The organism is Adhaeribacter sp., assembly GCF_057359045.1.
On sequence record NZ_JBMQUD010000063.1, the window covers coordinates 1 to 21,253 of the forward strand.

16 protein-coding genes and 1 pseudogene are annotated in these 21,253 nt (G+C 40.1%); 8 read left to right on the forward strand and 9 right to left on the reverse strand.

Going from position 1 to position 21,253, the window contains the following annotated elements:
- The 4 genes and pseudogenes from ACO1R6_RS10240 to rfbF all read right to left on the reverse strand — a co-directional run.
- Positions 1 to 418 (reverse strand): annotated as a pseudogene (locus ACO1R6_RS10240) (NAD(P)-dependent oxidoreductase); the annotation flags it as partial.
- 147 nt (positions 419 to 565) lie between these two features.
- A complete protein-coding gene (locus ACO1R6_RS10245; protein WP_486264461.1) occupies positions 566 to 1,471 on the reverse strand; it encodes a glycosyltransferase family 2 protein in 906 nt (301 codons plus the stop codon).
- Between the two features lie 27 nt (positions 1,472 to 1,498).
- Positions 1,499 to 3,028 (reverse strand): oligosaccharide flippase family protein, encoded by a 1,530-nt coding sequence (locus tag ACO1R6_RS10250; protein ID WP_486264463.1) that lies wholly within the window; start codon positions 3,026 to 3,028, stop codon positions 1,499 to 1,501.
- A gap of 301 nt (positions 3,029 to 3,329) precedes the next feature.
- On the reverse strand, positions 3,330 to 4,136 hold the full coding sequence (gene rfbF, locus ACO1R6_RS10255) for a glucose-1-phosphate cytidylyltransferase (RefSeq protein ID WP_486264465.1): 807 nt from the start codon (positions 4,134 to 4,136) through the stop codon (positions 3,330 to 3,332).
- Between the two features lie 997 nt (positions 4,137 to 5,133).
- Between rfbF and ACO1R6_RS10260 the strand changes: the two genes are divergently transcribed.
- The 7 genes from ACO1R6_RS10260 (at position 5,134) to ACO1R6_RS10290 (ending at position 14,419) form a co-directional block, all read left to right on the forward strand.
- Entirely contained in the window at positions 5,134 to 5,820 is a 687-nt protein-coding gene (locus tag ACO1R6_RS10260; protein WP_486264466.1) for a polysaccharide biosynthesis/export family protein, read from the forward strand.
- 18 nt (positions 5,821 to 5,838) lie between these two features.
- Positions 5,839 to 6,414: a WcaF family extracellular polysaccharide biosynthesis acetyltransferase gene (locus ACO1R6_RS10265; RefSeq protein ID WP_486264468.1), complete on the forward strand. Its 576-nt coding sequence runs from the start codon at positions 5,839 to 5,841 to the stop codon at positions 6,412 to 6,414.
- A gap of 211 nt (positions 6,415 to 6,625) precedes the next feature.
- Complete coding sequence (locus ACO1R6_RS10270) at positions 6,626 to 8,974, forward strand: GumC family protein (RefSeq protein WP_486264469.1); 2,349 nt, start codon at positions 6,626 to 6,628, stop codon at positions 8,972 to 8,974.
- Between the two features lie 293 nt (positions 8,975 to 9,267).
- On the forward strand, positions 9,268 to 10,365 hold the full coding sequence (locus ACO1R6_RS10275) for an acyltransferase family protein (protein ID WP_486264471.1): 1,098 nt from the start codon (positions 9,268 to 9,270) through the stop codon (positions 10,363 to 10,365).
- Between the two features lie 58 nt (positions 10,366 to 10,423).
- Positions 10,424 to 11,641: a glycosyltransferase family 4 protein gene (locus ACO1R6_RS10280; protein WP_486264472.1), complete on the forward strand. Its 1,218-nt coding sequence runs from the start codon at positions 10,424 to 10,426 to the stop codon at positions 11,639 to 11,641.
- A gap of 228 nt (positions 11,642 to 11,869) precedes the next feature.
- Complete coding sequence (locus ACO1R6_RS10285; RefSeq protein WP_486264474.1) at positions 11,870 to 13,111, forward strand: hypothetical protein; 1,242 nt, start codon at positions 11,870 to 11,872, stop codon at positions 13,109 to 13,111.
- 117 nt (positions 13,112 to 13,228) lie between these two features.
- Positions 13,229 to 14,419, forward strand: a complete 1,191-nt coding sequence (locus tag ACO1R6_RS10290; protein ID WP_486264476.1) for a glycosyltransferase — start codon at positions 13,229 to 13,231, stop codon at positions 14,417 to 14,419.
- Positions 14,420 to 14,574: 155 nt separating this feature from the next.
- Here the strand turns inward: ACO1R6_RS10290 and ACO1R6_RS10295 are convergent, their stop codons facing one another.
- Together ACO1R6_RS10295 and ACO1R6_RS10300 are read right to left on the reverse strand one after the other, a co-directional pair.
- Positions 14,575 to 15,441, reverse strand: a complete 867-nt coding sequence (locus ACO1R6_RS10295) for a glycosyltransferase family 2 protein (protein WP_486264478.1) — start codon at positions 15,439 to 15,441, stop codon at positions 14,575 to 14,577.
- Between the two features lie 57 nt (positions 15,442 to 15,498).
- On the reverse strand, positions 15,499 to 16,659 hold the full coding sequence (locus ACO1R6_RS10300) for a glycosyltransferase (protein WP_486264480.1): 1,161 nt from the start codon (positions 16,657 to 16,659) through the stop codon (positions 15,499 to 15,501).
- A gap of 795 nt (positions 16,660 to 17,454) precedes the next feature.
- Here ACO1R6_RS10300 and ACO1R6_RS10305 point away from each other — a divergent pair.
- Entirely contained in the window at positions 17,455 to 18,366 is a 912-nt protein-coding gene (locus ACO1R6_RS10305; RefSeq protein ID WP_486264482.1) for a glycosyltransferase family 2 protein, read from the forward strand.
- A gap of 182 nt (positions 18,367 to 18,548) precedes the next feature.
- Here ACO1R6_RS10305 and ACO1R6_RS10310 read toward each other — a convergent pair whose 3' ends face one another.
- The 3 genes from ACO1R6_RS10310 to ACO1R6_RS10320 form a co-directional block, all read right to left on the reverse strand.
- Entirely contained in the window at positions 18,549 to 19,601 is a 1,053-nt protein-coding gene (locus tag ACO1R6_RS10310; protein ID WP_486264483.1) for a glycosyltransferase, read from the reverse strand.
- Between the two features lies 1 nt (position 19,602).
- The gene (locus tag ACO1R6_RS10315) at positions 19,603 to 20,577 is read right to left on the reverse strand and encodes a glycosyltransferase family 8 protein (RefSeq protein ID WP_486264485.1); all 975 of its coding nucleotides are present in this window, start codon (positions 20,575 to 20,577) and stop codon (positions 19,603 to 19,605) included.
- A 111-nt stretch (positions 20,578 to 20,688) separates the two neighbouring features.
- Positions 20,689 to 21,012 carry a hypothetical protein gene (locus tag ACO1R6_RS10320; protein ID WP_486264486.1) on the reverse strand — a complete coding sequence of 108 codons (324 nt, stop codon included), beginning with the start codon at positions 21,010 to 21,012 and terminating at the stop codon, positions 20,689 to 20,691.
- Positions 21,013 to 21,253: the final 241 nt, after the last annotated feature.

A 21,253-nucleotide genomic window follows, 5' to 3' on the forward strand; every position in this document is an offset into this window, starting at 1 on the left:
GCCCAACTAAAGCATCAACCTCGGGGTTAAACAGCAACACGTGCTTTTTATTTTCGATGGCTTTCATGACCAGGTTAGCCGCGTAATGCACGGTACCGGTACATTCTACTAATAAATCCAGCCCTTCGAGTTCGCACAGCAGTTCACCGTTTTCGGTTACGGCTAAACCGCCCGCCGAAACCACGGCCTGCAAATCAGCTAAATTATCGCAAACCTGCGCGGTGTGGCCGGTGTATTCGTAAGCTTCCTGGGCTTTACTTAAGGTGCGGTTGGCAATAACGGCAATCTCCATACCCGGAGTATAACGCATTACCTGGTTTACCAGCCCTTTGGCCATTTCGCCGGCACCCCATAAACCCACCCGGATGGGCTTGCCTGCTTTTTCTCGTTCCTGTAAATATTTATCAACAATAATCATTATTTAAGAGCAGTTAGTTGTTTGCGATTAGCTTTATTTAAAGCAAATGAATATGTATAAACTAATTTTAAAGCTTTTACTGAGGTAAATTATAATTAATAACCAATACAACTGAGGCATATTTTGCCCCCATGCACCTGTTTGGCACTATAAATTGGTTATAATATTAAAGAAAACTTTTTCGGAGAATGCAATTGAAATGGCCTGAATTAGCAACGACCAGTTTTTCTTTTGCTTTAATTTAGGAATTAACCGGTAAATAGCCCGCGCGCATTTGGCGGCTTTCTTCTTGATTAAGGTATCAATATCAAATTCCGAAAGATTTAAATTATACGCATTTTTATCTTTAGCCGCTTTAAAGAAGTGATACTCTTCAAAAAGGTTAGATAAATTTTGCATCATTAAAGCCGTAACCTGGTTGGGGTGCAACCGGAAATAAGAGAGCGTTTCCGGGATCATATAAAAATCGCCGGTAGTCAGCATCCGGAGCCACATATCCCAATCGGGGAAATATTTATAATCGGCAGTAAAAACCCCAACCTGCAAAGCCGAACGCCGGAACATAACCGTGGTAGGTTCGCCGATCCAGTTCCAGTCGCTTAAGGATTTATAAATGGTTTCTCTCCCGGTGTGTAAACCTGTAAGGGGCGGCAATTCGGGTTTAAACGTATTCAGGCCAAAATATTCGCGGTAAGAACTTACAATGGCTACCTGCGGGTATTTTTCCATTACTGCCACAAATTTTTCTAAAAGCTCCGGATGGAAACGGTCGTCGGAACATAAGAACTTATAATATTCGCCGCGGGCAAATTCTAAACATTTGTTCCAGTTGCCCACCATGCCAATATTGGTTGAGTTTTTATAGTAGCGAATCCTGGCATCGGTCAGGTACTTTTGTACTACCTCATCGGTATTGTCTGTAGAATTATTATCAACAATTATTAATTCAAAGTCCGAAAAAGTTTGGTCAAGCACACTCTGGATGGTCTCGTCCAGGAAATGCGCATTATTGTAAGTAGGTATTAAAACTGATACGGTAGGGGTTGCACTCATACGCTCACTAAAGCTAACGCTGTAATATTAAACAAATAAAAATTTTCTAAACCTAACAGGAATGTATCCCGAAAATTCGTTCTTAAGAAAAACAAGCCAAACAAACACGCCAAACACCGCGGCTAAACAAAAAGCAATAAAGCAAAAACTTAACCAATTAATTTCTATACCCTGGGTAAGGCTATTATTCACAAAATAGGCTACGCCCCCTAATAAACTAATGAGTACGATAGGTACCAGCACCGGTTTAAATAAATATTCCAGCACAGATATTTTCATAAACTTTATTGCCGTACGTGGTATATACCACAGCGACGTTACACAAGAAGCAATAATTGTAGCTATTAAAATACCCTCTACCCCGTATCTTTTCCCGAGAAAGAAGCTAAGTGCAATATTTATACCGGCTTCGATTATAGATACTACGCTAAAACCTTTAACCAGGCCGGCGCCATTTAAACAAATAGCGCTTACGTGCTGCACCGAATGGGTTACCATTAAAATTAAGGTTAATATAAGTATACGGTAACCGGCAAAATTGCTTTCGCCCACCCACAGTTTTATAAACCAGTAATCCAGGATAAGCACCATCCAGAAGGCTACGGCAATACAGCATACCGTTACCAATAATAATTTCTGATGCACCAATTTAAACTTATCGCCGCCTTCTTTCGACACAATTTCTACCATGGCCGGGTAAGCATTATCGGTTATTTTAAAAACCAGGTTCATGCAAATTTCCGGCACTTTGGCGGTTAAATAATAAATGGTTACCGCCGATAGCGACACAAAGGAGCCGATAAAAAACCGGTCGGTAAAAAATATTACCTGCACCGCTATAGCGTTTAAAAATAAAAAGAACCCAAAGCTAAACATTTGACTCAGCAGGCTTTTATCGAAAAAGCGCAGCCGTATTTGTAAAAAGCCGTAGTATTTGCGCAGCAGGTAAATGGTTAATACAATGCTGATAACAATACTGATAACATTGGTGTAAACAAACGACCACAAGCCGTGCCCGAAATACAGAAATACCACCGGCAACACCAGGTTTAAAATTCCGATTAAAAATCCGGTAGTATTAGACAAGACCTGCCGTTGGTGTGCATAAAAAATACTGCTAAATACCCGCAACGGAAACTGCAACCCGATAAAAATGCTCAAAGTAAAAGCAATATTTACGGCTACATCGCTCAGGTGCGGCTCCATGTCAAAGAAACGCGGCATAAAAGGGGCAAAAGACACCCCGGCTATTACCACCAGTATACCTAGTATTAAATAAGTGAAAAAGCTGGTCGAAATTATCCGGTTTACGGCCATTTGCGAATCTTCGTCCTCGCCCCGGCTGGTAGCTAAAAAACGCGCTACGGCACTTCCTAAACCAAAATCAAACATGGTTAAATACCCCACTATCTGAAAAAGGATAGTAGATAACCCATACTCTTCTTTATCTAAAAATTTTAAAATGTAAGGTGTGGTAATCATTCCCAACAACATGGAAACCACCATAAAAACCTGAGACGAAATTGAACCCCAGAAAGCAGATTTTAACCTGGACATGTTTGTAATTAAATACCCGTATGTAACCCAATGCCTTTTGGTATAAAGGCATTGGGTTTATTATTTAAGAAAGATTTGCTAGATAATATGGTTAAAAGACAAACCATTTCTTTTAGAACTTACCAGAATAAATACTGTCTATTTTTGGCTGTATTCATTCTGATTGTGGGGGTAAAATTAAACTAAACTTTTCTAATAATATCTATAAACCAGTTAGGCTGCTGTGCTTCGATTATTAAAAACTCTCAATTTTATATTCTTTAATTTTTAAACCAGACTAAGTATTTTGTTTAGTATCTGATTAATAAAAATTAGCTATAGAGTTGGCGTGAATCCGGTCGTACCAAGGGGCTTTACCGCTTTGCCAGATTTCTTCTAACACGGTTTTGTCGCGTAGGGTATCCATAGGTTGCCAAAAACCAGTATGCCGGTACGCTGATAATTCGTTTTTGCGGGCTAAGGTTTCTAAAGGTTCACGTTCCCAGGTAGTATCATCGCCATCTATATAATCAATTACACCTGGTTCCAACACAAAAAAGCCACCGTTAATCCAAGGCATTTCGCCACCGGTAGGTTTTTCCATAAAGGTATTTATCTGGGCTTCTTGCGCGCCTAAGGTAAAGGTGCCAAACCGGCCGGGCTGCTGCACTGCCGTTAACGTGGCCAAAGTACCCTGCGCCCGATGAAAATTAATCGACTCGGTAATATTTACATCACTTAAACCGTCACCGTAAGTCATACAGAACGTTTCATTACCAATATAATCTTTTACGCGCTTTAAACGGCCACCCGTCATGGAGTTATGCCCGGTATGCACCAAAGTCACTTTCCAATCTTCGGTGTTGTTCTGGTGTACTTCCATGCTGTTGTTACGCATATCAAAAGTTACATCAGAATTATAAAGACAATAATTAGCGAAATACTCTTTAATCATGTGCCCTTTATACCCACAGCAAATAATAAATTCATTAATACCGTGCGAAGAATAAATTTTCATGATATGCCACAAAATGGGCTTCCCCCCTATTTCAACCATGGGCTTAGGCCGAATACCACTTTCTTCACTAATGCGCGTGCCGTAGCCACCTGCAAGTAAAACTGCTTTCATTCCAATCTGTTATTTAATTTTTAACTTAGTACTTTAAATTATTTGTTTGTTTACACTCCTCTTGGCAAACCTGACAAGGTTCACCTATACTGTAAATCTTAAATATTTGTTTTTATTAATATAATGTTTTTAGCAAAACCCTACTTACTAAAAGTAAGTAATTCCTCCGGTTCAACTACTTAGCTGCAAATATTTTTTTACTGTTTTACTGCCACGCTTTATAGCAATAAGTCTGCCGGAAATATTTAATTAAATCTAAAAAAATTTAGATCTTTTAAAATTAAACCTTCTAAAAACAAAATCGTACGAAGCACAATTAATTGTCTTTAATAAATATATACAATATTATATATTAAATTCATGTTTATCAAATAATTCTAGTAATTTCTTTTTTAGTTTATTTTTTTGATTTAATAAAAATGCTATACTTTTAGCCGTCTTACATGCAAACACCACCTTATGCATATGTAAATACCTTACTATAAGAAGTTTACCAAAAAATTGTTTTAAATATTAGTGTTATAGTATTGGATTAAGTTTTATTAAGGCATTTCAAGCATTTTTGGCAAATTATTATTAAAAATAAATTAAATATTTATGTTTGTTTCAATTTTTTAACCAGAAAAGGCAAAATAATAGCTATAGCCTTAAACAAACATAATTAAGATACTCCCCAAAAAGCTTTGTAAACCAGACATCCTGAACATGAGGACTAATGCAAAACAAAATTTAAACAAAATAAATATATGAAAAACGCTATAAATATATTTTCTAAATATTATATTTGCTTAACTTTGTATAACCCTCGTCTACGAAGTGTTATCAGCAAGTTGGTTAACTACCCGTTTACCGGCAGCATTTAATACCTATAAAATAAATCTGTAAGTTTAACCCTTTATTTTCAAGAATTAAATTTAAGTTAATGATCATCTCAACTCGTTCTAAGCTTTACATTTTCTTTATATTACTACTGTGTTCCTGCAACACTTCCAAAAAAATGATTTTACTACAGGACCAGGAGGCAGATGTTGTAAATTCAACCGGTGGGTTTGTTAAGTCTTTAGCTTTAAAGGAATCGGATTATCTTTTAAAACCCGAAGATCGGGTAGGCATTAATATTTTTAGTTTAACCGACGAAAAATTTAACTTTATGGCTAAACTGGAAGGCAAGCCCTTGGAAGCAAAACTCGACGCCCAGGGTCAGGTAGATTTGCCGGTAGTTGGCTTGGTAAAAATTGGGGGCTTAACCATTGAAAGAGCCGAAAGAAAACTAAAAACTTCTTATGCCGATTATTTGAAAAGCCCACGGGTAGCCATAACTATGCTGAACTTTAACTACACAGTAGTTGGCGAAGTAGGCCGCCAGGGCACTTATACGGCTCCCGACCCCAAAGTAAATATTTTAGAGGCTTTGGGCCAGGCGGGCGGCTTTACCGAATTTGCCAACCGCCAAAGTGTGAAATTAGTGCGCAACCAAGGTGGTAAAGCCACTATCTACGAATTAAGTTTACTAGAAGACAACCTGCTTTTATCTGATAAATATTTCTTACAGCCTAACGATGTATTGGTGGTAAACCAATTGAAAAACCGGACTACCAGCCGCGACCGGTTAAGCACCGTAAGTATTATATTGTCTATTCTTACCAGTTTAACCTTTGTAACCTTAAACTTAAGTAATAAATAGGGTATTTTTAAAAGCTATATGTTAACGCCTGTTTCGGAAAACCGGAAAGTAGATTTATCCAGATTTAATAACGCCTGGTATAAGCCGGGCGGCTCTGCTGTATCGCGTTTGGTCTGGTACTTCTTAAACATATTGTTCTTTATTAACCCTTTAATGCCGGTTAGTAAAGTAAAAGTTTGGCTGCTTAAAGTTTTTGGCGCAAAAATTGGTACAGGGGTGGTAATTAAACCGGGCGTAAATATTAAATATCCTTGGCATTTAACCATTGGGCACCACGCCTGGATAGGCGAAAACGTTTGGATAGACAATCTGGTACCCGTGCTCATTGGCAACCACGCTACCCTATCGCAAGGAGCCATGTTGTTAACGGGCAGCCACGATTACAAAGCCGAAACCTTTGATTTAATGGTAAACCAGATTATATTGGAAGATGGGGCCTGGGTGGGAGCCCAGGCTACGGTTTGTCCGGGGGTAACATGCCGCAGCCACAGTGTTTTGGCTGTAGGTTCAGTAGCTACCAAAGATCTGGAGCCTTATTTTATTTACCAGGGCAATCCGGCCGAAAAAAAACGACAACGTAACATCATTAAATAAGTAACTATAAATTACGCCGTAACCAAAGTTGTTTTTTATGCAGCATTTAAGGTAAGGAGTAAATTCTTTTTTAGTTTGATAAACCAATGTGATTAAAAACTAACTGTACAGCGGGGCACTGCTTTTGAGCAGAAAACCTAACCCCACCTGGGTAGAAAAAAAGAATAGGGTCAGCATAAAAATAAAGTATTAAATATTTACAGTTTTACCAATGGATTTAACGCCAACTGCTTCTGTTAACAAAAAAACAACTTTTAAAAACCGACTGTTACTTAAACGATTAGCAGATCATAAGTACCTTTTCTTAGTTAGCGTAATTTTATTTCTGGGAGGAGCTTACTTTTATAACCAAATAACCCCTAAAGTTTATGTGGTAAGTGCCTCTTTGCTGGTAAAAGAAACCGATTCGGGCACCAACGATATTGCCAATGTTTTATTTGATAAATCAAAAGGCGAAGCGGCAGCCAAAGTACTCTCGGATGAGATTGCTATTATCCGGTCGTACCCATTTGTGTACCGGGCTGTACGGGCGCTAAACAACCGGGTTGATTATTTTGCAGAAGAAAGGTTTGGTAACCAGGAAGTTTATGAGGAGGTGCCTTTCCGGGTAAGTTTTGTCGATTCTACGCTAGACAACTCGGTGGTTTACCAGCCATTTAAAATTAAATTCATCGACGAAAAAAGTTTTACCCTGGAAAACGAAGGCCTTAACTTTACCAAAGGTTCGGCCGACTGGAAACCCATCTATAAAGTAGGCCAATCGGTAATGGTAAATGGCAATGCTTTACTCGTAGAATTAACGCCGCATTTTAATATTGCCCGCGACCGCGACCGTAACTATGAGTTTGTAATTAATAGTTGGGATTACCTGGCCCGGTATTACCGGAACATGATTAGCATTATTACACCCTCCGACGAAGGCTCGGTAGTAGAAATTTATTTAGAGACGAATATTCCCAAAAAAGGCATCGACTTTTTAAATGAATATACCTCGCAATACATTACCTACAAACACGAAAACAAAAACCGGGCCTCGCGCCAAACCCTCGATTTTATCGATAACCAATTGGTCTCGATCCGGAAAGAATTAAGTACTGCTGAAGCTGAAAAAGAAAGTTTCCAGTCAGATAATACCTTTTCGGATGCCGGCTCTATGACCGACCGAAACCTGACAGCCCTTACCCAGTTAGACAACGATAAAGCAGCTTTAATTTTTAACGAGCGGTATTATAACTCTATTCTGGAGTCTTTGCGCCAGGGCCGTAACCTCGATAAATTGGTAGCGCCTTCTTCGGTTGGCATTCAGGATGGTGTTTTAAATGGCTTAATCAGCCAGTTGGTAGAATTACAAATCGAGAAAAACACCTTCTCTACCGATGGTAATACCAAAAACCCGGTTTACCAGGATTTAGAAATTAAAATAAATAACATTAAAAACACGTTGCGCGCTAACCTGAGCAGCTTAATCCGGTCTAACCAATTAAAATTAAGCCAGATTAACGAACGGAGCCGCACCTTTCAGGAAAGCGTAAGCCAGATACCAAAAGCCGAAAGAAAGTTTGTTAATATAGAGCGGGTTTACAAGTTAAACGAGAGCGTTTACAACTTGCTGATGCAGAAAAAAGTTGAAGCGGGTATTATTAAAGCTTCGGCAACTGTAGAAAACCGCGTGCTGGAACCCGCCTACCTGCAAAGTGGAGCCCCTATCAAACCCAAGCCTACCAATTCTTATATTATGGGCTTGTTACTGGGCTTAGCTTTACCTTTTAGTTTTGTTTGGTTAAAAGGCGCTTTAAACAGCAAAGTTACGGGCAAAGACGATGTGTTGAGCCTGACCACCATGCCGGTATTGGGTACCATTTACCACAACACTACCACATCACCGTACGCTATTACGCCAACTTCCCGTACTGCTATTTCCGAATCTTTCCGGGTGTTACGGTCCACGATTAACTCTTTATCTATAAACAAAAACACCCAGGTAATATTAATTACCTCAACCAGTAGCGGCGAAGGTAAAACCTTTAATTCCATGAACATAGCCGCTTCGTTGGCGCTGGCCCGCAAAAAAACTGTTTTAATAAACATGGACTTGCGCATTTTTAGCCAGTTGCACAAATTAATGAAGCAGGAAATCGGGATTAGTTCTTACCTGGAAGGCGGTATTGCCAAAGAAGATATTATTTTCCCGACCGAGAACCCGTATTTAGATTATATAGCTACCGGTCCGTTGCCGAACAACCCGGCCGAGCTTATCATGGACGAACAGTTCCCGGCTTTAATTAAGCACCTGCGCGCTACCTACGATTACATTATTATCGATAGTCCGCCGCTGGGTATTGTTTCTGACCCGTTAATTATTGCCCGCTATACCGACTTAAATATTCTGGTTATCCGGCAGAACTACACGCCAAAAGAAAAGCTCGTAGACTTAGACCAGATGTACCAGGAAGAAAAAATTAAAAACGTGGGTATAATCCTGAACGACGTACCGGTAAACAAAGACAAATACCAGTACGGTTATTTTACCGAAGACAAAAAGAAGTCTAAAGTATTTTAATACGCCCTTTACCAGCATGCCCATTACCCACCTGCTTTTTACAGAATAATATTCTTAAAAAGCAGGTGCGTAATTTTTCCGGACCGGTGCGGCTCGTAAATTATTCGTTCTTAGCCGGTATATTTTTTTAGTTCAGGAAGTAAAGTATTCCTTTTTTAATTAACCAACTATTTATAAAACCAACTTACCGCCAAAAATAACTTGGTTAAGGTTTTAGAATCAGGCAAAGGTACCTGTACGGTAAAACGAGTTGCTGCAGTTAGCTTACCTTTGTTTTTGAAGAAGTGTAATCCATGAATATTTTAAACCAGTCGTTGAATTTCCGTAGTTTTATAACCGGTCCGGGCTTTTTAAGGTTAGTACTGGCTTTAATTGTGGTTTTTCATCATAATACCCGGTATATAAAGATTGGTGAGTTTGCCGTATTTGCCTTTTTTATGCTAAGCGGTTACTGGATTCATAAAATGTACAAAGAAAAATATGCCCTACTCGAAAGGCCATTTGTTACTTTTATGGTAAGTCGCTGGCTCCGGATATATCCCACCTATATTATTAACTTTTTAATTGTGCTGCTCCTGGTTTTTGTTTTTAACCTGTGGCCCGCCGGTACCGAGGCGTACGCCAATGGTGATAAAGCACAGTTCTGGTTCAGCAGCCTTTTACTAATCACTTACAACCAGTTGCCCGTGCCCATGATGCTTTTGGTGCCGGCCTGGTCTTTAGACGTAGAATTACAGTTTTATTTTTTATTCCCGTTTTTGTTTTTATTTTTTACCTGGTTTAAACCCAAATGGGTATATGGGGCTTTACTGGCTTTGGTAATTTTAAACCAAATATTTTTCAGCCATATATTTCACGGCACAGCAATTAATGCTATTCAGTTTTTCCTGATCGGCTCCTGGCTGTATGTTTCGGACTATAAACCTTCGCGAGGGGCTATAAATATTGCCTGGGTCCTTTTCTTTATTTTAATATTAATTAACTACTTACACCCGGTACTGCGAGCCAATATGTTTTCCAGCACCCGCGAGTTAATGTGGTTGGGCACCAATTACCACGGCTTGTTTAATACCGTACTGGCTTTAATTTGTATTCCTTTACTGGCCGTTAATGTTAAGCAACCCAGCCCTCCTACCGACCGCCTGCTGGGCAATTTATCTTACGATATTTACCTTTTCCATTGGGTATTAAGTATCCCGTATAATTTTTATTTTGCCGATTTGCCTTTTGTATCTAGGCTGCCGTTTTTCTTTGTTTACCTGGTTTTAACTATTGTCGGCGGTTACTTAATGCTTAAATACGTGGATGAACCCGTAGAGCGCTTGCGCAGAAAGTGGATAAAAGAAACGAAGAAAACGGTAAGCTACGATTTGCAAAAAGAACCACGCTAAAACTCATTAATAGTACCTCTGCAGGGAGTAAGCCATTGCTGGCGCAAATCCGACAATTATGAAAACACCTGAAATCATATCTTTTCACCCGGGTAAACAACATAACCTGGAACAGGCGATCCAATTAGCGAGAGGTTTCAAGCGTTTTAAACATGTAACCAGCCTTTATTTTACCGAAAAAACGGTAAACCGCTGGCTTAAAATTTCGCCCAAAATAGGCGTAAACCTTAAAAAAAGATCAGCCGCTTTAAGCGGGCAAACTGTTGATATAAACCCCCTGCCGGAAATAAAATTATTGGTAAAGCGAGCCATGGGGCAAAAAGCCGGTACAACCGAATACCTGCACCGGAACCAGATTTTTCAGGAATGGATGCTGCAGAAATATGCCCCGCCTAAAATTTGTATTGGTTACGATACGTCTAGCTGGCTGGTATTCCGGCAATGGAAAAATAAAGCGTTCCTGGTACTGGATTTATCTATTGCGGTGCCGCAGTATAAACAAATATTGGCCCAGGATTATAAATTAAACCCGGAATTTACGGCTAACTTAACCCAGGGCGATGCGCCTTTATACCCCGTTTATACCGAAGAGCTTGCTTTAGCCGATTTAATCTTGTGTGGTTCGGAGTTTGTTAAAAATTCATGTTTAGCCGTTGGAGTGGCGCCGGAAAAACTGGCAGTTTTACCTTATGGTGCCGATTTAAACAAATTTAGTAACCCGCAGCCGCAACCCCATACAGGCGATAAAATTAAAATTGCATTTGTAGGCGGCGTAAATTACCGCAAAGGTGCCGATACGGTACTGCAAGCCTGGGAAAAGATTGGTGCCGCTTTTCCGCACGCCGAGCTTCATTTTTACGGCAATGTTCAAATGGAACTCCCAGCTACTCCGCCCAGCGTAGTTTTTCATGGTTTTATTAACCAATCAGATTTGGTAGAAGAATTAAAACGGGCTCATATTTCTATATTGCCCAGCTTTTTAGAAGGTAGTTCGTTGGCTATTTACCAGTCGATGGCTATGGGACTGGCGGTTATTACCACCGCCAATACCGGCAGCATTATAGAAGATAAAAAGAATGGCTTGATTATTCGTTATGGCTCTGTTAATGATGTGGTTAACAGCTTAACTTTACTTTTAAAGGATGCAAACCTCCGCCAGGAATTAGGTATAGCGGCTCAAGCAGCCATAAAACATTATACATGGGAGGCTTACGGCGATAAACTTACGAAGCTGCTCAGTCCGGTACTGAGTCAGGAACCAGTTAGTAGCCGCTAAATATTACTTAATGGCAGAAATAAAATAAAAATTAAATAACCGGTTTACAATTGAGTTTAAGAATAAAACCGATAAAAAGAAGAATAAACAAACTTGTGAATCTAATTTTAAAGCATACTGCTTTTAAAAAACTTACCACCCAATTGGTTTAAATATTACCACCAATGGTTGGCAAACAAAACCGGACTTAATGAGCCAAGGTTATGCTTGTTGCTCCAAATAAAATATATGAGTGACGTTTTTTTATATTTATTTTTAGTGCTTTGTATTGTTTTATTTGTTAAAACAGTAATTACCCCGCGCTTAATATTTGAGTACCCCTACTTTATTGCAGGTATTTTTATTATTTTCTTAGTACCGCAGGCCATTATTTTAACCGGCCAACCTTACCTGGTACCCAACAGCAATCTGCTGCCCATTTTTTTAATGATGTTTTTATGTTTAGGCATGAGCGTTTTAGGTTATTATACCGGCCCGGCCATTAAACTGGGCAATATCTTAAATGTACCGCTTAACGAGAAAAAGCTTAAAACCATGGGCATTATATACCTGGTAATGGGTTATTTTTTCCTGATGCTTATTAACCGCGAAGTAGCCGCGCAGGAAGAATTATCGACACAATTATCGGGGGCCGTTACCATTTACTTTACATTCTTTAACGTTATTTATATTGCCTTTCCCATCTTTTTATATTTCTCTTTCCGGAAACCCAACTTTATTAATATTGCGCTGGCTGTAATCGCGGCTCTGCCTTCTTTACAGCTTATTATTCTGGCGGGTCGCCGCGAACCTACGGCCCTGTTTTTACTTACCATTGCCATTACAGCTTTTTATCAGCGAGGTATTAAGCCTCCACGGATTGCCATTATTGGTATTATTACTTTTGCCATGTTAATTATTCCGGCTATTGGCGACTACCGCGAAAAAGCCGAGGAAGACCCTTGGGAAGCCTTAACTTCCCTGGATCTGAAAGAAAGCTTTATCAATTACTTTGAAGTAGATAAAAACGAAACCTTGGAATTATCGGTAGCGGCCTATGTACTTGATGCATATTCTTTTCATGGGGAATATGCTTTTGGCGCCGGCTACTGGAACGAAATGGTTTTCCGGTATGTGCCGGGCCAATTAGTAGGTACCGATTTTAAAGAATCTTTGGAAATAGGCGATCGCCGAGTGGTTTACCGCAACGGGTATAATCGCCCGCCTGGCCTCACCATTACCGGTATTGCCGATTCTTTTGTGCAGTTTGGCTACTTTGGTTGTATATTCTTTTTCTTTTTGGGCGGTTTGTTCCGGCACCTTTGGCAATTATCCTTATCGTCCGGCAATCTGCTCATTCAAATCCTATACACTTTATGTATTATTCAGGCGTTATTGGCAGTTACCCACTCTACGGTGGTATTTTTACCCGGTATATTTTTTAGCCTAGTGGCCCTCTGGATAGCGGCTCTTTACGCCAAAGCAACCTAAACCATAAATTATTTGCCTAAATAAATCCGGAAAACGGAGTTAGCTTTATCTAAACCAGGCAAGCACAATGCGCTTTGTCCAGTTTAAAATTTAACAATCAAGACTATCTGCTATAAAATGAAAGTTGCTGTACTATTTGACCGTTTTGGCCCTTACCACATTGCCCGTTTAGAAGCCGCAGCTAAATATTTAGATATAATTCCGGTCGAAATTTCCGGAGAAACAAAAGAATACCAATGGGATAAAGTAGAAAGCACCGCCTTGGATAACCGGGTTACGCTGTTCGCCAACCAGGACAGCCGCGAAATTCCTTCGGCGGAGTTGTTTTCGGTACTTTCTCAAAATTTAGACCGCATTAAACCCGATGTGGTAGCAGTAAACGGTTGGTACGATCGCTCGGCTCTAGGTGCTTTGTTCTGGAGCATGCAAAACAAAATACCAACGGTGGTTATGTCGGAGAGTGCAGCCGGCGACGACGCCAGAACCTGGTGGAAAGAAATTATTAAGCGCAAAATTGTTAAACAATTTGCCGCCGGTTTAGTAGGCGGTTCGCGCCATGCCAATTATTTAAAAGAATTAGGCATGCCAGCCGCCCATATATTTTTAGGCTACGATGTAGTGGACAACGATTATTTTGCCCGCTCCGCTGATCTAGCCCGCGCTGAAAAACAAAAATGGCAACAGGAAAAAGGCTTACCCGAAAACTTTTTTTTAGTTGTTAGCCGGTTTATTCCCAAAAAGAACCTGGCTTTTATTATCCGGGCTTACCACCAGTATTACCAGAAAGCCGGTAAACAGGCCTGGCACTTACTTATACTGGGCGATGGACCTTTAAAACAGGAATTACTGCAGCTTACACAAGAGTTAGGTTTAACAGCCTACATCCATTTTGAAGGCTTTAAACAGTACCACGATTTACCTATATACTTTGGTTTAGCTAAAACTTTTGTGCATGCCAGCACGGTAGAACAATGGGGCTTGGTAGTAAACGAAGCCATGGCGGCTGGTTTGCCGGTAGTTATTTCGGAACGTTGCGGTTGCGTGCCGGAGTTGGTACATAACGGCGAAAACGGCTTTGCGATAAACCCGGAGGACCAGGAGGCGCTCACAACCATTATGCTTAACTTAACCAACGGCACCGCCGATCCGGAGAAAATGGGACAGGCTAGCCGCCGCATTGTAAATACCTTAAACCCCGATTTGTTTGGCCGTGGCATGTTAGAAGCAGCCGCTATTGCCCGGCAAACACCAGTAAAACAAAAAAGTTTTGGAATTAACTGGCTCCTGAAATTTTTAATAAATCGCTAACCAAATTTTAACAATACCTCCTAAACAATAAAGGCAGTAGTGGGTAATTAAATTTAATCACCCACTAATGCCTTTGTCGTTTATTTTGATGTTCTTTTAATTAGCCTGAGCAGTACCTGCCTAACTATTATTTCTTCTGATTCAGGTAAAAAACGCTACCTGGGCGGTAATTTTATTTGTTCCTGTTTTTTGGTTTTGGCTTCCAATACCATGGCATCAATCAGAAAACGAAACCAAAAGCCTTGCAATAAATGGAAGACCAGCCCCATCTTTCCGTCTAAAAATCCGAGCTTAAAAAAGTAGCGGTAAAAGAAATACAAGAAGCTGCGTACAAATAAGGGCGTTTTCTGAAACACGTTGCTTTTAAACCATCTTCTTCTTTCAATGGGGGTGCCAAATAAATTTGCCTTAACATCGCCTTTCTCGGTACTGGCCGAAATAATTTCGCCGGCCTCAAAAGCGGCCCAGCGGGCATGACCAACCGTAAAATTCTGTAAAGTATCGGTTACGGTATCAATAATATCGGTGCCGGCTTTTACTACTTCGGTGGGGCCGTCTACTACAAAATGCTGGTCATACACTTTATCTTCGCATTTGCCTTTACTCTTCCGGTATAAGCGCAGGTGAAAATTAGGATAATGGCCGCCGTACTTAATCCATTTGCCCAGAAATAGGGTGCGGCGGCTAAACATATAACCATCTACCACTTTGGCCGGATTAAAACTAGTATTTAACCATTGCACCAATTCGGGCGTGAAACGTTCTCCGGCATCCAGGTGAAAAACCCATTCGGTATTATACGGATTATTGGCTTGGGCCCAGTTTCGTTGCCGCGAATAATTTTCGAAAGGATGCTGCAAGTAACTTATATTCTGCTGCTCCAGTAACGCCAGGGTACCATCTTTAGAACCGGAATCTACCACAAAAATCGGGGCATTAATGCCCGCCAAACTGGCCAGGCAAACCGGCAAATTTACTTCTTCGTTGTAAGTAAGTATGATAATGGTAAACGGGTAATTCATAAATTATGTAATTGAAATTTGGTAATTGCTTACCCCCTCTTACTTTTCCTTTATTATTTAATCGAATAAAACGGTATCGGGGTGCTTGGTTTTGTTTACCAACCATTTGTACACGAGGTCCATTTGGTAAGCAATTTTATCCCAGGTAAACTTTTCGGTTACCAACTGGTAACCACGCTGACCCATATTTTTCCGGTCATTGTCAGATAACTGAAACAACTGGTTTAAACCCGCACCAACACCACTGGGGTTAGGTTCTATTTTAATGGCGGCCTGTCGCTCGTAACCTTCCGGAACATTACAGGCGGGCGTAATTAGTACCGGCATCTGGTATGACCAAGCTTCTAATACCGCCATGGGCAAACCTTCGCTAAAAGACGGCAAAATAAAGGCATCGGCGTGCCTGAAGGTGCGGTGCTTCTCTTCTTCAAACTGCGGTCCGGCAAATAATACGTCTTGCTCCAACCCTAAACTTTTAGCTTTATCAACCAAAGATTGCGAATAATCTTCGTCGCCCCAACCCGCAATTACCAAACACCAATCTTTTTTCTCAGCGCCGGCCTGGCCCCATGCCGCCAGTAAATTCTCGATTCCTTTTTTAGGATGTAACCGGCTAATAAATAAAAGCACTTTGCGGCCGTTGGTAAAATGGTGCCAGGCTGGCTTAGGAACAGCATTATTTAAATCAGGCAAATCTACCCCATTGGGTATAATACAAACCGGATTTTTTAAGCCGTACTGCCGGATATCGAGGTACTCTTTGTGTGTGTGGGCATGGATGCAGGTGGCATTGTGCAAGCATTTATTTTCGTACAGTAAGGCTACCAACTTTTTTTTCCAGCGGGCATTTTGCAGAGCCCAAGGTTCTAACATGCCGTGGATGGTTACCAGATAAGGCTTACCGGTTTTGCTCCAGTTGTTTGTAGCCACCGATGTATACATCCAGATAACCTGTAAATGCGCGATATCGCAACTGCTTTGTTTTAAAGCCTGGCTCAAAGCCGGCGAATAACGAAAAGCATGCGGACCAAGAGCAGGGTAAGTATCTACTTTAATGGTACCCCATTTAGGCAAATCGAATTGGGTATTTTCGTCTTGTTGCCCGTATACCTGTACTTCACAACTAATATTTGTAAGCGATTTTGCCAGAGCAAGTTCTACTTCAAAAATTCCGCCTGAGCTCCTGGAAACGGAAGGCGTAATAAAAGCAACTTTCATTTATGTGCGATAATCTATTTAAGAGCTGGGTTTTAAAAATATTTAAAGGCTAGGTTGTACCAATATACTTTTGGCAACTGCTTAATATATTTTGCTCCGCAGTTTGGCTATATATCCAAACTGTAAGTTTACTCATTTTTTCTTTCACTTCAGCAGAATATATGTATAAAGGTATATTTTAAATATTGCCTGTACTGGGGCAACATTAAAGTTAAAGAGAAAAATTAATTGGGTATGGATATAATTAACCTATTCGGTAGCAATGTACTTCTTTATTAAAGGTCAGGTTTTTTATTTTGAGCAAACGGAATAATCAGGATAAAAAAATTAAAAATCGGTAAACATATTTAAACTAAACTAATTTTTAAAAGAGCAAACGCTTTAACTTAAATAGAAGACAATAAGTTAATATTTAAAATTTACCGGATTAAAGCAGATTACTTTTAAATTCTCATATATTTTCTGGTCTAAGTTGAATAATTGAAAAATAATATCTTATTTTACTAATATTTACACGCTTTAAACGGAACCGAGGTGGAAAGAGTTAAGAAAAAAGCGAAATAATTGTAACCTTCCTCCCCAGAAAACAGTTAAAGCGAACTGAGAAACTGAGTTGTTTCGTTCCCGATATTTTAAACCAGACAAGCAAAGGCTAAAACGAACAATGCAGATTAATTTGGAAGCCAAATAACCCAACTTTGGTGAAGTTTTCAGGGCAATAAATTTCCACGATTAGTTTTCTTGTTTTTTAAATTAACAATCTGTTAAAGATATAAGTCGTAATTATAGATAATTATGAATACCCAAGATTCTATTGTTTCTAACCAACCGTTAGAAGACTTAATCACTGTAATCATATCTACTAAAAATCGTTGGCCCGATTTGCAAAAAGCCTTGTTTAGCCTCAGAAACCAAACGCTAAAACACCAGGTTTTGGTGTTAGACGATAACTCTGACGATGGCACTTACGAAAACGTTAAAACCTTATTTCCGGAGGTAATTTTACATTCTTATAAAGAATCGGCCGGTTATATTGTGCGGCGGAACGAAGCCGTAGAAATGGCTAAAACACCTTACGTTTTATCTATCGACGATGATTGTGTATTGGAACAACCCACTATTTTATACCAAATAGCTGAGTTCTGCGTCTCGACCAATTGTGCTGCCGTAGCCTGGCCCTACATAGATGCCAATTTATCTTCGGAAGTGCACGACGTGGCCCCGTCTGAAGGCCTTTGGCAATCGCACACCTTTAAAGGTTGTTCCTTTATCGTAAAACGTGATATTTTTTTAAAAGTAGGCGGCTTCCGGGCATCATTTTTTCACCAGGGCGAAGAAGAAGATTATTGTATCCGGTTACTGGAGTTAGGTTATCCGGTATTTCTAGGCAAAGGTGCCGCCATTCACCACTACGAATCGCCGAAGAGAAGCTGGGACCGCATGGATTTTTACGGTAGCCGTAATTTAATGCTGTTTGCTATTTTTAATGTGCCTTTAAAATATTTACCGCTTCAGTTAATTGGCAGTGCTATTAAATGTTCTTTGTACGGCTTTAAAATTAAAAGACCTTACCAAAAAACCCGTGGCGTTATTTATGGTTTTCTGGATGGTTTAAAACTGGCTTTTAAAGAACGGAAACCGGTTTCTACCGAAACGTATTTAAAATACCGCGAACTAAAAAAACATTACCGGCCCTACGCCGCTTAAACCTTATTTTAAAAATTAAACCGACATTCAAAAACAAAAGCCCGGTACTTGTTAAGTACCGGGCTTCTGTTTTTGAATGTGCGTAAAGTCTTTATTAAAATGTTGCCGCTATCGCCCTTGTTACCTATTTACTAAAAACAAAAACCGCTGGCAAATATTATTGTTGGTTATTACTCTAACTGCTAAGTAAGTAAACCCAGGTACATTAACCCGTATAAATTCACAAGCGCCTGATGCTTTTTGGCCCCCAGCATTTTCTTTACAAATTGTTTTAAATCGTATTCCAGATTGCTCACATTTAATAAAGTCTTAAACCGGGTTTGCTCTACAAAGGGGTTGGCTTTCCATTGCTGGTAGCGCTCTATAACCGGCCCGGTTAAAACATCTACCCAAATTTTAGTAATAGATGTTTCGTTGTATAAACAAGCTTTTTCCCGCCCGTTCTGTACCAACTTCTGGTACAAAGCCGGGTCTTTTTGCAACTGCAAAATGGCATCTATAGCGGCGGGCAAAGTAGTGGCCGCCAAATAATCTACGCCGGGCGTACCCACTTGCTGGTACGCCGAATCGTTACCACCAATAAAAGGTATTTCGGCGTGCCAGGCATTAAATAATTTACTGGGCGGCTTACGGTTATGGGGGTTAGCATCAAAGCTCCGGATACCAATTAACAAATCTACCTCGCTTAAGTCGTGCCACGAATCGTTGGCTAACGCTACAAATTCAATGCCGTGGGGTTCCAGCAGTTTTTGCCAATCATCTTCGGAACCAGCCAGGTTTTTATTGTAGGTTTGGCCGGCATAAGCTACTCTTTTTACCCCATTTCTGGCAAGATTGCGCTTTATGATACCCGGCTGCAGCCAGTGCGGAATGTAAGAAGTATTGGCTAAAACCTGGTTTTTATTCTGCACAATGTGGTAATGCGACCAATTGCGCCGGGCATGGTCGGCCTGTACGCAAACAATAAAATGGGTATTTTTGCCTTTTAAATTAAGCAGCGAATCAGAATGAATAATATTGATACAATCATCGGCCAACCGGTTTGAACACTTAACCGCCAGATCTGTAGATTTGGAAAGATTGATATAGGTTTGCAGGCACCACGATAAATCGCCTTTAGCAAAAATACGGGCTCCCAGGGGGGTATTTTCCTGAACTACTCCGGCCAAAGAGTCGATTTTAGTAAAATCGGCTATATCGGCATCTGAATAGTCAATTACAAAGTTATACACCATTTTAAATAACTGATTTTTCAGGAACAGAAGTATTCTTACCTAAAAACTTAAATATTTGGGTATTATCGATTAAAAATTCTTTGGTTCTGATGCGTAGCAATCTTAAAACCAGCTTGGTACCAGACTTTAAATCGGTATATTTTTCTTTATCGGCGTGCGGCGATAATTTTAAATAATGCTGGTATAAAAAACGCAGCCGGTTGGTGCAGGAAAGCATCCAGGGCTTATTTTGCGTGGTATAATGAATAACTACCTTGTCTTTTAAAAAGTCTTTAAACTTTTTCTTGGGCAAATATTCCGGCATATCGTAAAAAGTAACATTAAACTTATTACTTACTTCTTGCCAGTTATTTAGTAATACCGCGTTTAACGCATCCTGATCGGCCAGCAATATTTTCTCGGGAAAATCGCCTAAAAACTGAATTGCTTTTTCTGAAATTTTCTGCTCGTTCCAAAGCGCCAGATTAATTAGCAAAACCCCGGCATTAAAGTAAGTACCTTTGGTATAAATACCTAAATCGGGCCTACTGGGTATTTTATGGTCTACAACAGCGGCGGCCGGTACTTTCCGGATATCCTGGTTATAGAGTTCGGCTAAATCGCCGATTACAATTATATCCGTGTCGATATACAATAATTTCCCGATGCTGGCCGGTACTAATTCCGGAAAAAACAACCGGTAATAAGTGGCCGCCGAAAAATGGATGTGCTCGGGTAAAACAAATCTTTCTACTAGCTTTTGGTCTATTTGGTAAAAAATAATTTCGCTATTATGCTGCTGTACAAACGCTTGTATGCGGTCTTTCTCGGTTTGGCTTACGCCGGCAGCAATGGTATGAAATATTATTTTATTCTGGGGGTTGTTCTGGAAAATAGAGGTAAGTAATACATAAAATGGCGTTAGAAAATTTTGATCAAAAGCCAATGCCAAGTGTACTATATTTTTTTGTTCTTGCACCATTACCAAACTTTTCAAAAAGAACTATAAATTGATGTATAAGCAGTAAATGCCTGCAAATTTACAATTGTTAAAGAATTACCTCTAGTTATTAGCTCTTTTTTACTCTTATAACTTAAAAATTAAAATTTATTGTATTCTCCGCTTCCGAAAAATTTTCTTAGCCCACTGTTTCAAGGTATGCTGAACCAGTCCCAGATTTAATAAAGTGGTATAACGTACGCTTTCGTAAAAGGGTCTACTCTCCCATTGCTGGTAGCGGCTCAATATTTCTCCAGTCAGCACTTTTACCCAAACATCGGCAATGGTTTGCTCAGTATACAAAGCAGCTTTTTGGGCTCCATTTTTAACCAAGTTATCATAATATTGCGGTTCGTCGCGTAATTTAAGTACGGCGGCGACAACCTCTTGGGGGCTACCAGCCAGCAAATAATCCTTGCCCGGATTACCCACTTGCTTAAAAGCCGAGTCGTGCCCCCCGATAAAAGGAATATTGGCGTGCCAGGCGCTAAACAGCTTGGTGGGGGGTTTGGTGTTGTGGGGTTGCTCGTCGAAGCTTCTGATACCAATTAAAACATCTACGTTACGCAGGTCGTGCCAGGCGCCGTAAGAGAGGGTGGTAAATTCAATACCATAAGGTTGAAATAAAGTTTGTCAGGTAGCAGAAGTACCGGCCAGAGTGCCGTTATAAGGC

What these genes read in the sequence shown, in the direction of transcription:
- ACO1R6_RS10245 (WP_486264461.1), bottom strand. Translation starts at nt 1,471, where the DNA reads ATGAGTGCAACCCCTACCGTATCAGTTTTAATACCTACTTACAATAAT.
- ACO1R6_RS10250 (WP_486264463.1), bottom strand. Translation starts at nt 3,028, where the DNA reads ATGTCCAGGTTAAAATCTGCTTTCTGGGGTTCAATTTCGTCTCAGGTT.
- rfbF (WP_486264465.1), bottom strand. Translation starts at nt 4,136, where the DNA reads ATGAAAGCAGTTTTACTTGCAGGTGGCTACGGCACGCGCATTAGTGAA.
- ACO1R6_RS10260 (WP_486264466.1), top strand. Translation starts at nt 5,134, where the DNA reads ATGATTTTACTACAGGACCAGGAGGCAGATGTTGTAAATTCAACCGGT.
- ACO1R6_RS10265 (WP_486264468.1), top strand. Translation starts at nt 5,839, where the DNA reads ATGTTAACGCCTGTTTCGGAAAACCGGAAAGTAGATTTATCCAGATTT.
- ACO1R6_RS10270 (WP_486264469.1), top strand. Translation starts at nt 6,626, where the DNA reads ATGGATTTAACGCCAACTGCTTCTGTTAACAAAAAAACAACTTTTAAA.
- ACO1R6_RS10275 (WP_486264471.1), top strand. Translation starts at nt 9,268, where the DNA reads ATGAATATTTTAAACCAGTCGTTGAATTTCCGTAGTTTTATAACCGGT.
- ACO1R6_RS10280 (WP_486264472.1), top strand. Translation starts at nt 10,424, where the DNA reads ATGAAAACACCTGAAATCATATCTTTTCACCCGGGTAAACAACATAAC.
- ACO1R6_RS10285 (WP_486264474.1), top strand. Translation starts at nt 11,870, where the DNA reads ATGAGTGACGTTTTTTTATATTTATTTTTAGTGCTTTGTATTGTTTTA.
- ACO1R6_RS10290 (WP_486264476.1), top strand. Translation starts at nt 13,229, where the DNA reads ATGAAAGTTGCTGTACTATTTGACCGTTTTGGCCCTTACCACATTGCC.
- ACO1R6_RS10295 (WP_486264478.1), bottom strand. Translation starts at nt 15,441, where the DNA reads ATGAATTACCCGTTTACCATTATCATACTTACTTACAACGAAGAAGTA.
- ACO1R6_RS10300 (WP_486264480.1), bottom strand. Translation starts at nt 16,659, where the DNA reads ATGAAAGTTGCTTTTATTACGCCTTCCGTTTCCAGGAGCTCAGGCGGA.
- ACO1R6_RS10305 (WP_486264482.1), top strand. Translation starts at nt 17,455, where the DNA reads ATGAATACCCAAGATTCTATTGTTTCTAACCAACCGTTAGAAGACTTA.
- ACO1R6_RS10310 (WP_486264483.1), bottom strand. Translation starts at nt 19,601, where the DNA reads ATGGTGTATAACTTTGTAATTGACTATTCAGATGCCGATATAGCCGAT.